Raw genomic sequence first — 12,936 nt, 5'->3', positions numbered from 1 at the left:
TTTACAAACATATACGAAGCACTAGATGAATACGATAATCATTGGAGGTGTTGTAGGTGGAACGGAGGCCGAAAAGACCAAATCGCAAAGCGGAGCAAGTCGAACAGTATTCTCGCAATAATTACAATAAACCATTGACGACTAATCAGGGAATCAACATTGCGAATGATGAGAATACATTAAAAGCAGGAGAGCGGGGCCCTAGTTTACTTGAAGACTTTATGATGCGGGAAAAGTTATCTCATTTTGATCGTGAACGAATACCGGAAAGAGTTGTTCATGCTAGGGGCTATGGAGCGTATGGAACGTTTCGCGTATATGAATCACAAAAAGCGCTGACAAAGGCTCACTTTTTGCAAGATCCTAGCATGGAGACGCCTGTATTTCTTCGCTTTTCTGAGGTGGCTGGTTCAAAAGGAGCTGCAGAGACCGTTCGAGATGTGCGTGGATTTGCACTGAAATTTTATACGGAAGAAGGAAACTTTGATTTAGTTGGTAATAATATTCCTGTTTTTTTTATTCAAGATGGGGTTAAATTTCCAGATTTAATTCATGCTGTCAAACCAGAGCCAAATAATGAAATTCCACAAGCATCAACCGCACATGATAATTTTTGGGATTTTATCGCAAATAACGAAGAGTCTGCCCACATGATGATGTGGATCATGAGTGATCGAACAATTCCAAGGAGTTTTCGGACGATGGAAGGATTCGGAGTACATACCTTTCGTCTTGTAAACGAAGCGGGCAAAGCCCATTTTGTGAAATTCCATTGGAAACCAAAAGCTGGCCTTCATTCCCTTGTGTGGGATGAATCGCAAAAACTAAGCGGCGTTGATCCTGATTTTCATCGACGGGACTTATGGAACGTCATTGAAGCTGGTGGAGAGGCAATATGGGAGCTAGGTATACAAGTGATTGAAGAAAAGGATGAGTTTTCATTTGACTTTGACATTTTGGATTCAACGAAGCTATGGCCCGAAGAAGAGATACCGGTTCGCATAATTGGTGAAATGCGCTTAAACCGTAATGTGGAAAATGTATTCGCGGAAACAGAGCAAGTGGCCTTGCATCCAGGAAATATTGTTCCAGGAATTGATTTTACAGATGATCCACTGCTACAAACGAGGCTGTTCTCCTATACAGACACACAGTTGTACCGCGTTGGTACAAATCATCAAGACTTGCCAATTAATCGCCCTATTTGTCCATTCCACAACAATCAACGTGATGGGGCCATGCGTTATATTGTTGATAAAGGAAAAGTGAATTACCATAAAAATTCACTGTGGAATAATACACCTTATGAAGTGGATCCAAATAAAGGTGGCTTCGTGACGTATCCAGAGAAAGTGAAAGGTGTTAAGATTCGCAAGACAGCGCAAAGCTTTTTAAATCATTATTCACAAGCCCGACTGTTTTGGAATAGTATGAGCAGCTGGGAAAGAGACCATATTGCAAACGCGTTTAGCTTTGAATTAGGGAAAGTGATGAGTAAATCGGTTCGGAAACAAATGATTAATCAAATTGGTCGCGTAAGCACGGAACTTGCTACGGTTGTCGCCAATCAAATTGGTGTTAATCCACCAACGACAACAGAGTCAAAAGAGAGAAGAATTTCTCCGGCTCTAAGTATGGCAAACCAACCAGAAACGGTGCAATGGTTAAAGGTAGGAGTACTGTTGACAGAGGGCTTCGACGGACCAGGGACAAAACGTGTTGTGGACCGACTAAAAAGTGAAGGGGTTCAAGTAGAATATTTAAGTGAAAAACAGGCAAAAGTGGATGGAACGAATCAGATCTCATTTATTCCTGATGCAAGCTTTCTCACTGGTTCACCGTTACTATATGATTCTATTTATGTTGCAGGAGGAAAGAATCCTGATGCGTATTCTGTTGGTCAAATGGAATATTTTATAAGAGAACAATTTGTCCATTATAAGCCAATAGGAGTTGCAAAAAATGTAGAGCCTATTTTGATGAAACTAGGCATTGTAGGAAAAGAAGGTGTATTGGTTAATCAGAACGAAGACTTTCTCCAAAATTATCTTACTGCTCTTGGGAAGCAGCGTTTTTTTGCGCGAACATAAGAGGTCGTGTTTCGTAATCAGAGCGCTAGGCGAACCTTGATTGGATGTTGCGCCTAGCGTCTATTTATTATTGATACGGTAACTGTGCCTTATCCGTTGTGTGCTGTTGATAGCTTTGCTGGATTTGTGTATCTTGCGTTGGTGTTAAACCATAAAGTCCTTTACGAAACATTGTCTCGTAAAGAGAGCGTTGCATTTGCGAAGCCTCATTATTTGCTTGATGAATCGTTTGATAATACGCTTCATGACTTGCTTCATGCTCTGCAATTGAATATGAGACAGTGATGTACTTCTCTGTTGAAAGCATATCCGTAATATAATCTTGGTCCGTCATTGCTGATGTAGTCGGAATTTGAATCTTTGGATTCTGAACATGTTGCTGTTGATTCATGAGATAGCCTCCTTATTGATAAGTGGGTGGTTGATTTTGACTTTGCAGCAATTGTAAAAACTGCTCATAATGACGTTGGTGCATTTGACCAGCTTGATCAATCGCTTGCTTAATGTCTTGATCTTGGCAGCTTTGTGCAAATGCATGAGCTTTTTTGGCTGCTGTTAAATTCCAGGCCATCATATCGTTAATATAATTTAAATCTTTGCCTGTAATGACAGCCGGAGCTTCTTGCATCGTTGTTTGAGCTGTTGGTTGTTGTTGAAACTGCTGTTGTTGTTGGTCCATCATGTACCTCCTTAAGAAATAACAATCACTGTTAGTATTTTGTAATGAGCTTGTTTTATACAAAAATAATGATGAATCTGTAGAAAAATGGTATTGCAAACGCTATCATTATTCGGTATAGTGAAAGAAAGCTTATGTCACGAGCGTTTTTTTTAGCTCAAAAAATGAATGAGTATTCATTCGTTTTAGTATGAGAGGAGGATGACACGAACGATGTCACGTCACATAAAAAAAACAGCTGTCATTGGATCAGGTGTTATGGGGGCAAGTATCGCCGCTCATTTAACAAATGCAGGAATTCCTGTTTTACTTCTTGATATTGTTCCAAAAGAAAAAGAAGCAGGAGGGGCATCAGCGAGTGTTGCAACCGCTGAGAGAAAACGCGCCCGTAATCATTTAGCCGATACTGCAGTTAAAAAGCTGTTAAAACAAAAGCCAGCACCACTTGCTTCAAAAAAGAATGTTAATTTAATTGAAACTGGCAATGTGGAAGATGATTTGCATCGCTTGAAGGATGTCGATTGGATTATTGAAGTCATCGTTGAAAATCTAGAAGCGAAAAAAGAATTATTTGCGAAAATTGATCGTGTTAGAAAAGAAGGTACTATTGTGTCTTCAAATACATCTGGGATTTCAATTAAAGCAATGGCGGAGGAACGTAGTGAGGACTTCAAAGCACATTTTCTTGGGACACACTTCTTTAACCCTCCACGTTACTTAAAACTTCTTGAAGTGATCCCGCTAGAGGAAACAAAACAGGAAGTAATAGAGTTTGTGCGTTCCTTCGCTGAACAGTCTTTAGGGAAAGGTGTAGTTGAGGCTAAAGATACACCGAATTTTATTGCAAACCGTATCGGTACGTACGGTTTACTTGTAACGGTTCATGAAATGCTTCGTGGTGGTTACTCAGTCGGTGAGGTAGATTCTGTTACGGGTACGCTAATAGGTCGTCCTAAAAGTGCGACGTTCCGGACGTTAGATGTAGTTGGTCTAGATACATTTTTACATGTAGCGAAAAATGTCCACGATGTTGCAACAGGGGATGAGCAAAGGATGTTTGATCCTCCTGGTTTTATGCGAGAAATGGCGGATAAAGGTTGGATTGGTGCAAAGGCAGGGCAAGGGTTCTTTCAAAAAAAAGACGGTGTGATTTATGAGCTAAACCCTGAAACAATGGAGTATCAAGAACGAAAGAAACTAAAAGCACCTTCAATTGAGAAAACGAAAACGCTAACATCCAAGAATCAAAAAATCCAAGCCGTTGTTTTTGCTAATGACAGAGCAGGTGAATTGCTTTGGAATATTATTAGTCCTGTATTACTTTACACAGCTGAAAAAACGTATGAGATTGCGAATGACGTTCTAGCCGTTGATGAAGCCATGCGCTGGGGCTTTGGCTGGAGTATGGGGCCATATGAACTATGGGATGCCCTTGGTTTTAGACAAACCGTTGAAAGAATGAAGGAGGAAAACCGCTCGATTCCGAGTTGGGTTGAAGACCTTTATAACAATGGCAAAGAAGGCTTTTATGAAGAAGGTCAATTTCTTCATGAAGGGCAACACACACCAATCCGTCAGCACGAAAAATATTTGTCGCTTCATCATTTAGTGAAAACGAATACAGTTTTAAAAAATACAGGCGCTTCTTTAATTGATGTTGGAGACGATGTAGCCTTATTGAAATTCACTTCTCCTAATAATTCCATTGGTCTTGATGTCATTCAAATGATTAATAAATCGATTGTAGAAGTGGAAAAGAATTTTAAAGGCCTTGTTATTGGAAATGAAAGCAAGAACTTTTGCGTTGGCGCCAATTTAATGATGATGCTTATGGAAGCACAAGATGATAACTTCTTTGAACTGGATTTAGTCGTGAAACAATTCCAGCAAGCAACAGCGAACATTCGTTATGCCAATGTACCTGTTGTGACAGCACCATTTCAAATGACTCTTGGAGGAGGCGCTGAAATTAGCTTACCAGCTGCAAGTATACAAGCAAGCCATGAAACCTATATGGGTCTTGTAGAAGTTGGCGTTGGTCTTATCCCAGGAGGCGGTGGTAACAAAGAGTTGTATCTGAGAAACATAGAGCGCTTTGGGGAAACGCCTGCTCAACTACAAAAAGCTGTACGCGAAACCTTTGAAACGATTGCAACAGCAAAAGTATCCACATCTGCTGCCGAAGCAAGGGAAAATGGGTTCATGAATTATCGGGACGGCATTGTGATGAATGATCTTTTTGTAAATGAAGAAGCGAAGCAAAAAGTGATTTCTCTTTACAACAGTGGCTATAAAGCACCAGTGAAAAAGAAAATTCCTGTTACAGGAGAGGCTGGTTACGCAACGTTAATGCTAGGAGCAGAAATGATGAAGTGGGGCGGCTATGCATCGGAACATGATTTAAAGATTGCGAAGAAGCTTGCTTTCGTTCTTTCTGGTGGTCGTTTAAAAGAAGGAACACTTGTGGATGAACAGTATTTACTTGATTTAGAACGAGAAGCTTTTCTTAGCTTGATCGGAGAGCCGAAATCGCAGCAACGTATGCAGTATATGCTTGCTAAAGGAAAGCCATTACGTAATTAGGAGGGATAGTGCGTGAAAGAAGCTGTCATTGTGTCAGGTGCGCGTACGCCTGTAGGAAAGGCGAAGCGAGGTGCATTTGCCCATGTACGTTCAGATGATCTAGGAGCCACCGCAGTAAAGGAGACAATACGCAGAGCTGGAAACGTAGAACTGAATGAAATAGAAGATGTCATTATTGGTTGTGCCATGCCTGAAGCAGAACAAGGAATGAATATGGCGCGTAACTTAAGTGTGTTAGCGGGTATTCCGCAGTCGGTACCTGCTGTCACCATTAATCGTTACTGCGCATCAGGACTTCAAACGATTGCGTACGGTGCAGAGCGTATTATGCTCGGTCAAAGTAAAATTATTGTAGCTGGCGGAGCTGAATCAATGAGTATGATTCCAATTGGTGGTCACGTTGTGAAGCCAAACCCGAAGCTAATTGATGAAGCGCCTGAATATTATATGTCGATGGGGTATACAGCGGAAGAAGTCGCTCGGCAATACGATATTAGTCGTTCCGATCAAGACGCATTTGCAACTGAAAGTCACCGTCGAGCTGCGATTGCGATGAAAAATGGACATTTTGACGACGAAATCGTACCCGTTCATGTGGAAGAGCACGTACTTGGTGAAGATGGAAAAGTAAGTGTCCTTGATCGAATGGTGGCTGTTGATGAAGGCGTAAGAGCAGATACAACAATAGAGGGGCTTGCAAAGCTTAAACCAGCGTTTCAATTGAAAGGAACAGTTACAGCAGGAAACTCTTCCCAAATGAGTGACGGAGCAGCGGCCGTTTTATTAATGGAAAAAGAAGAAGCCCTTGAGCGAGGACTATCACCACTCCTTGCATTTCGAAGCTTCGCTGTTGCAGGTGTAGCTCCGGAAGTCATGGGTATTGGACCGATTGAAGCAATTCCGAAAGCCGTTCGTCAAGCTGGTTTACAGTTAGAGGATATTGGTTTGTTTGAATTAAATGAGGCATTTGCATCCCAGTCACTAGCCATTATTCGCACACTTGGTCTTGATCATGACAAAGTAAATGTAAATGGTGGCGCAATTGCACTTGGTCATCCACTTGGATGTACAGGGTCTAAACTTACCTTATCGTTAGCCCATGAAATGAAGCGAAGCGGTCAGCAGTTTGGTGTTGTGACAATGTGTATTGGTGGCGGAATGGGTGCTGCAGGGGTATTTGAACTTATTTAAACGTTGGAGGAGGAAATAAAGATGAGTGAAGCAACAGGGAATTTATTAAAAGGTGGCAGCTTTTTACTAGAAGATATTGATGCATCACACTATTTTGCACCGGAAGATTTTACAGAAGAGCAGTTGATGATTGCCCGGACAACAGAGGATTTCATTGAAAAAGATGTGAAACCGTATGTAGACGCAATTGAAAATCATGAATTCCAACACACAACACGATTACTAAAAAAAGCAGGCGAGCTTGGCTTACTCGGAGCGGATGTGCCAGAAGAATATGGTGGTATTGGGCTAGATAAGATTAGCTCATCTCTTATATCAGAGCGCTTTAGTCGAGTCGGAGCATTTGGTTTAAGTCATGGCGCTCACGTAGGAATTGGTACGCTGCCAATTGTGTTCTTTGGTTCGCATGAACAGAAGAAAAAATATTTACCGGCTCTTGCGACAGGTGAAAAATTTGCTGCCTATGCCCTAACGGAGCCAAGCTCAGGCTCAGATGCTTTAGGAGCTAAAACAACTGCTGTTTTAAACGAAGAAGGAACACATTATGTACTAAATGGAGAAAAGCAGTGGATTACAAACTCTGCTTTTGCAGATGTATTTGTTGTTTATGCAAAAATTGATGGTGAGAAATTTACAGCTTTTATTGTGGAAAAAGAATTTAATGGCGTATCTACTGGCCCTGAAGAAAAGAAAATGGGTATTAAAGGGTCATCGACACGTACACTAGTATTAGAGGATGCAAACGTTCCTGTAGAAAATGTACTAGGTGAAATTGGTCGAGGCCATATTATCGCGTTTAACATTTTAAATATTGGACGTTATAAGTTAGGTGTAGGGTGCATTGGTGGTGCAAAAGTTGCACTAGAACTTGCAGCAACTTATGCAACCGAGCGTAAACAATTTAAAACACCTATTGCTTCCTTCCGTTTAATCCAAGAGAAGCTCGCGTCGATGGCAACAGAAATTTTCGCGTCAGAGAGTGCCATATATCGAACAGGTGGCTTAATTGAAGATCGATTTGCAAGTCTTTCTGAAGAAGAACAAAAAGATGGTCGTGCGGTAGCGAATGCCATAGCGGAATATGCAATTGAATGTTCCTTAAATAAATTTGATGGCTCTGAAACCCTGGATTTCGTCGCTGACGAAGCGGTTCAAATTCATGGTGGTTATGGGTTTATGGCTGAATATCAAGTAGAGCGTATTTACCGTGATTCTCGTATTAATCGAATCTTCGAAGGTACAAATGAAATTAACCGTATGCTTGTTCCTGGTACTCTCTTGCGTAAAGCGATGAAAGGGGAGCTACCGTTTCTTGAAAAGGCAACAGCGCTTCAAGAAGAATTAATGATGTTAATGCCGCAAGAAGTAGGCGATGAGCCTCTTGAACAAGAAAAGTATTTATTAGGAATGGCAAAGAAAATATTCTTGATGATTGCTGGAACTGGTGCGCAAAAATATGGCCCTGAACTCGACAAGGAACAAGAAATTCTAGCGGTTGTTGCTGATATTGTGAACGATATTTATTCATTAGAGTCTGTCATTTTGCGCACTGAGAAGGCCATTCAGAAGTCTTCAGTCGACGCACAAAATCAAAAATTATTAATGACACAAGTATTTGCACAAGAAGCGATTAATCGTATTGAAGCAAATGCGAAAAAAGCACTCGTTCACGTTGAAGAGGGTGATACACTTCGCACAATGCTGTCAATGTTAAAGAAATTAACAAGACATACACCGATTAACGTTGTAGGAAAGAAGCGAGAGATTGCCAAAGCAGTCATTGCTGAAAAGAAATTCGTAGTGTAAAAAGAGTAACACTTTTGAGGGTAATTCCTCAAAAAAAAATAAATGCTCCTCTCGCAAGGAGTGTTCTCCTCAGAAAGGAAACAGCGATTCGCTGTTTCCTTTTCAATTATGGTAAAATGTCCGTGAGTAACGAAACGATACAGGAGGAGGACAAAAAATGAGTGTAACACTATATGAATACCCGAAATGTGGTACATGCCGTAATGCGAAGAAGTGGTTGGATGCACAAAGTGTTTCATATGAAGCCATTCATATTGTGGAAAACCCACCTAGTGCCGAGGAGTTAAAAGAGCTACATCAAAAAAGTGGTTTAGAGCTCAAGGCATTTTTTAATACAAGTGGAAAAAAATACCGTGAACTAGACTTGAAAAATAAGCGAGCACATATGTCAGAGCAAGAGCAATATGAATTGTTGGCGTCCGACGGAATGTTGATTAAGCGACCAATTGTAACGGATGGCACGAAGGTTACCTTGGGCTTTAAAGAAGAACAATTTGAAACGAACTGGGCTTAAGGATACGTTCAAATAAGTTCTTCTTTTCGGAACAGTCATTTTCATGTATGATGATGGTGAGACCGTAACGATGGAGGGGACGACATGAGTAAATTACCACAAGAGCTAAAGTATTCTGAAGAACACGAATGGGTAAAAACGGAAGATGGAAACGTACGAATTGGGATTACGGACTTTGCGCAATCTGAATTAGGCGATATTGTTTTTGTTGAATTACCTGAAGTTGGGGATGAAATTGAAGCAAATGAACCGTTTGGTAGTGTAGAGTCAGTGAAAACTGTGTCAGAATTGTATGCGCCAGTAAGCGGAAAAGTCGTTGAAGTGAACGAAGACTTAGATGACTCACCAGAGTTTGTCAATGAGTCACCGTATGAAAAAGCATGGATGATCGTTGTAGAGCCAACAGATTCAAGTGAACTGGACAAGCTCATGTCTCCAAGTGAATATAGTAGCATGATTAATGAAGAAGAGTAAAAGCCTGTTTAACAGGCTTTTTTTTATTTGGCTGATCTTCCCTCGGATAGGAGCATGCTCTCGCACATACGATAATGGTAGGCGGAGAGGCCCAAGGAGGAATTTATGGAAAACGTAAATATCACTCAAAAAGTTGTCGCAAAGTATGACGGAGGTCGACTAAAGCTTTATGTCGATGGTGCAATGATCGGGGAAGTCATTGAGACAAGTCAAGGCCTTCAACATCATATGAATTCTGGCTATATCTTTGATAATGAGCAAATCTTTCAAGCGCAGAATGAAGGTTGGAATGAAGTAACTTCGTTTATTGAGGATAGTTGGCATTAAACGCTACCCTTATTAGCGGGGATTTCGTATAATTACTTAGAGAGACGAAATAACCGCTAAATGGGGACGTTGATATGAAAGTAATAACTAAGTTGTTTCATCCTTATAATCAGACTGTTCGTTCTTTTTTTCTTTCGTCGCTTTGCTTCAATACAGCTATGGGGATTTTTATCGTCATGTACCCATTTTTTGTTCGGGAATTAGGTTATGATGATCAACTAAATGGCTCGATTATAGCCTGTCAAGCAGCTGCAACAGCAATAGCGCTATTACCGGCTGGCATAATTGGTGACCGCTTTGGACGTAAGAACATGTTGTTAATTGGCGCAAGTATGTTAGCGGTCAGTTTTTTTATTCGATCAGTAGGAACCGCTGAATGGTTGTTAGTAGTAGGAGCAGGTGTAACTGGATTTTTCTTCGCTTTCTTACAAGTGTCTGCTATTCCTTTATTAGCAGAGCACTCAAAAGAAAAACAGCGAGTAAAGTTATTCTCCCTCCATGCTGCCTTAATGATGGCAGCAAATGTTTTTGGCCATTTATTTGGCGGCATGATGACAGATGGATTGTTTGCATGGACATCATTAACGATGCTTCAAGCGATTCAAGTGACTCTGTTTAGTGCTTGTGTGTTAGCGTGTGTCGCATTTTTTCCCTTATTAAAGGTAAAAGAATCACAAAAAGTAAACAGCGTACAAGAACTAGCTGTTGCGAAATCGTACATACCTAAAAGAAGAGAATGGAAGCTCATTGGTTTATTCGCCTTCTCTAGTTTGTTAATTGGATTTGGTTCAGGACTAGTTATTCCATACTTGAATCTTTATTTCAACGATCGGTTCCATTTAAACTACTCGACAATCGGTCTTGTGTTATCGCTAGGCCAAGCCATGACAGTTATTGCCATGTTAATTGGACCAAAAGTCGTTGACCGTGTAGGGGAAGTTCGTGCAGTATTTTTACTACAAATGGGCTCTATTCCTTTTTTACTCATGACAGCATTTACAAATGTCATTTGGTTCGCCATCATCGGTTTCCTCTTTAGGCAAGCGTTAATGAATGCAGGTAATCCCATTCAAGCGGCACTTGTAATGAGATTAATTCATCCTCAGATGAGGGGGACTGCGAACTCAGTCACACAAATGGTGTTTCAACTAGGTTGGGCACTAATGGGTCCAGTTTCAATGGGAATTGTGGCAGTATATGGTGCTTACACAGGTTATGCTATTGTATTCTGTATTACTGCAGCGCTTTATGTGATTGGTTCCATTTATTTTTTCCTTGTTTTTCAAAAAAAGGTAGCAGAATATGAACAATTGAATACGCTGGATACGAAAAAGCAACTGGACTTATAACGATAGACAAAGGGATTGACGGCTGGAACCCATCGTGCTATGATGCCCTTATTATATTAAAAGAATAATTCTTATCCAGAGTGGTGGAGGGACTGGCCCGTTGAAACCCGGCAACCGCAAACGTAACGTTTGAAGGTGCTAAATCCTGCAAAGCCATAAGCTTTGAAAGATGAGATGATCATAGGTAAACCTTCCTGACATCTTACAGGAAGGTTTTTTTATAATTGGAGGGAATGACTTGATTTCGTTAACGGGAATCAGTAAAACATATGCGACAAAAACAACGACTGTCCATGCTGTCGATCAAGTAGATCTGCATATTAGCAAAGGGAATGTGTTTGGTATTATTGGCTATAGTGGTGCAGGAAAAAGTACGCTCGTACGATTGTTAAACTTACTAGAAAGACCGACTACTGGAGAGGTTCTGTTAGACGGAGTTAATTTAGCTACCCTTGGAAAACAAGCGTTACGTGAAGAACGTCAAAAGATAGGCATGATCTTTCAACATTTTAATTTACTATGGTCTCGAACAGTGAAAGAAAACATTTCGTTTCCGTTAGAAGTTGCGAAAGTACCAGCAGCTGAGCGGAAAAAGCGAATTGAAGAATTAATTGATCTTGTTGGGCTACGTGGACGAGAAGATAATTATCCAGCACAACTAAGTGGTGGTCAGAAGCAACGTGTTGGAATTGCTCGGGCTTTAGCCAACAATCCAAAAGTGTTGTTGTGTGATGAGGCAACGTCTGCCCTTGACCCAAAAACAACGGAATCCATCTTAGATTTGTTAACAGATATTAATAAGAAGCTCAACTTAACCATTGTGCTCATCACCCATGAAATGCACGTGATCCAAAAGATCTGTCATGAAGTGGCTGTAATGAGTGATGGAAAAATTGTCGAGCAAGGACCAGTTATTGATGTGTTTCGTCGTCCAAAAGAAGCAATGACGAAGGAATTCGTTAAGCAAGTTGCCCATGTTCAATCGGATGAGCTAATGCTAGATGATGTTACCCTTCAAGAAGGTGAGCAAATCTTTGCACTAACGTTTATTGGGAATCCAGCAGAAGATCAACTTGTGACGGAGCTAATTCGCTCTTTTCCGATCGACATTTCAATATTACAAGGAAATATATCAAAGTTACAGCAAGGCTCGTACGGAAAGCTATATTTACGAGTTGCAGGAGAACAGGAAACAATCGTGAAGGCACTAGAATGGATACGCAGTAAGCAAGTGGAAGTGGAGGTGTTGAAGCATGCTTGATCGACTCTTTCCAAATGTTGTCTGGGAAAATCTTTGGTTAGCCACCTATGAAACGGTTTATATGACTGTCATTGCAGCTATTGCCACATTCTTTCTAGGCATTATACTTGGTTTATTTCTTTATTTGACTGCAAAAGGAAATCCTTGGGAAAACCGTTTCTTTTATACCTTTGTAGGTGCTGTTGTGAATATCTCCCGCTCGATTCCATTCATTATCTTAATTATCCTGCTTATTCCATTTACTCGTGCTCTAGTGGGAACCATGTTTGGTCCAAGTGCCGCTTTACCAGCTCTTATTATTGGTGCTGCGCCCTTTTATGCACGAATGGTAGAAATTGCGCTTCGTGAAGTTGATAAAGGGGTTGTGGAAGCATCACAAGCAATGGGTTCTTCGAATGGACATATTATCTTTAAAGTGTTGTTGCCAGAATCCATGCCTGCTTTAATCTCAGGTATCACTGTCACAACGGTGGCTTTAATTGGGTATACCGCAATGGCTGGTACAATTGGTGCAGGGGGTCTTGGTACCTTAGCGTTCCAACAAGGCTTTCAACGGACAAATACGGATGTCATGATTATGGCGACGATCGTCATCTTAGCGATTGTATTTATATTTCAAATGATCGGCGATTTCTTGGTCAATCGTTTAGATAAAAGATAAA

12 protein-coding genes and 1 riboswitch are annotated in these 12,936 nt (G+C 40.8%); of the genes, 10 read left to right on the top strand and 2 right to left on the bottom strand.

The window, feature by feature from the left end:
* The first annotated feature begins 56 nt into the window (after nucleotides 1–56).
* The gene (locus PQ477_RS02590; RefSeq protein WP_274272912.1) at nucleotides 57–2,090 is read left to right on the top strand and encodes a catalase; all 2,034 of its coding nucleotides are present in this window, start codon (nucleotides 57–59) and stop codon (nucleotides 2,088–2,090) included.
* A gap of 67 nt (nucleotides 2,091–2,157) precedes the next feature.
* On the opposite strand, the gene PQ477_RS02585 is transcribed toward PQ477_RS02590, so the two are convergent.
* Both PQ477_RS02585 and PQ477_RS02580 read right to left on the bottom strand, forming a co-directional pair.
* Nucleotides 2,158–2,481: a spore coat protein gene (locus PQ477_RS02585; RefSeq protein WP_035394578.1), complete on the bottom strand. Its 324-nt coding sequence runs from the start codon at nucleotides 2,479–2,481 to the stop codon at nucleotides 2,158–2,160.
* 12 nt (nucleotides 2,482–2,493) lie between these two features.
* The gene (locus PQ477_RS02580; protein WP_060703720.1) at nucleotides 2,494–2,769 is read right to left on the bottom strand and encodes a YvdQ family spore coat protein; all 276 of its coding nucleotides are present in this window, start codon (nucleotides 2,767–2,769) and stop codon (nucleotides 2,494–2,496) included.
* Nucleotides 2,770–2,982: 213 nt separating this feature from the next.
* Here PQ477_RS02580 and PQ477_RS02575 point away from each other — a divergent pair, with 213 nt between their 5' ends.
* From PQ477_RS02575 to PQ477_RS02535, 9 genes are all read left to right on the top strand, one after another.
* On the top strand, nucleotides 2,983–5,352 hold the full coding sequence (locus PQ477_RS02575; RefSeq protein WP_274272911.1) for a 3-hydroxyacyl-CoA dehydrogenase/enoyl-CoA hydratase family protein: 2,370 nt from the start codon (nucleotides 2,983–2,985) through the stop codon (nucleotides 5,350–5,352).
* Between the two features lie 12 nt (nucleotides 5,353–5,364).
* Nucleotides 5,365–6,543 carry an acetyl-CoA C-acetyltransferase gene (locus tag PQ477_RS02570; protein ID WP_144559429.1) on the top strand — a complete coding sequence of 393 codons (1,179 nt, stop codon included), beginning with the start codon at nucleotides 5,365–5,367 and terminating at the stop codon, nucleotides 6,541–6,543.
* Nucleotides 6,544–6,564: 21 nt separating this feature from the next.
* Entirely contained in the window at nucleotides 6,565–8,349 is a 1,785-nt protein-coding gene (locus tag PQ477_RS02565) for an acyl-CoA dehydrogenase FadE (protein WP_144559428.1), read from the top strand.
* A gap of 157 nt (nucleotides 8,350–8,506) precedes the next feature.
* Nucleotides 8,507–8,863, top strand: coding sequence for an arsenate reductase family protein (locus PQ477_RS02560; protein WP_035394573.1), 357 nt, complete (start codon nucleotides 8,507–8,509; stop codon nucleotides 8,861–8,863).
* Between the two features lie 84 nt (nucleotides 8,864–8,947).
* On the top strand, nucleotides 8,948–9,337 hold the full coding sequence (gene gcvH / locus PQ477_RS02555; protein ID WP_035394572.1) for a glycine cleavage system protein GcvH: 390 nt from the start codon (nucleotides 8,948–8,950) through the stop codon (nucleotides 9,335–9,337).
* Nucleotides 9,338–9,442: 105 nt separating this feature from the next.
* Nucleotides 9,443–9,664, top strand: a complete 222-nt coding sequence (locus PQ477_RS02550; protein ID WP_035394571.1) for a DUF2553 family protein — start codon at nucleotides 9,443–9,445, stop codon at nucleotides 9,662–9,664.
* A 74-nt stretch (nucleotides 9,665–9,738) separates the two neighbouring features.
* Nucleotides 9,739–11,013: an MFS transporter gene (locus PQ477_RS02545; RefSeq protein ID WP_274272910.1), complete on the top strand. Its 1,275-nt coding sequence runs from the start codon at nucleotides 9,739–9,741 to the stop codon at nucleotides 11,011–11,013.
* 68 nt (nucleotides 11,014–11,081) lie between these two features.
* Nucleotides 11,082–11,189: riboswitch (SAM riboswitch) on the top strand.
* A 62-nt stretch (nucleotides 11,190–11,251) separates the two neighbouring features.
* The gene (locus PQ477_RS02540) at nucleotides 11,252–12,274 is read left to right on the top strand and encodes a methionine ABC transporter ATP-binding protein (protein ID WP_035394569.1); all 1,023 of its coding nucleotides are present in this window, start codon (nucleotides 11,252–11,254) and stop codon (nucleotides 12,272–12,274) included.
* A complete protein-coding gene (locus tag PQ477_RS02535) occupies nucleotides 12,267–12,935 on the top strand; it encodes a methionine ABC transporter permease (protein ID WP_274272909.1) in 669 nt (222 codons plus the stop codon). The genes PQ477_RS02540 and PQ477_RS02535 overlap by 8 nt, the downstream gene beginning before the upstream one ends.
* Nucleotide 12,936: the final 1 nt, after the last annotated feature.

Source organism: Shouchella hunanensis, from assembly GCF_028735875.1.
GTDB lineage: Bacteria > Bacillota > Bacilli > Bacillales > Bacillaceae_D > Shouchella > Shouchella hunanensis.
The sequence above is the reverse complement of the archived record's forward strand: the minus strand, read 5'-3'. Positions and strand labels throughout refer to the sequence as shown.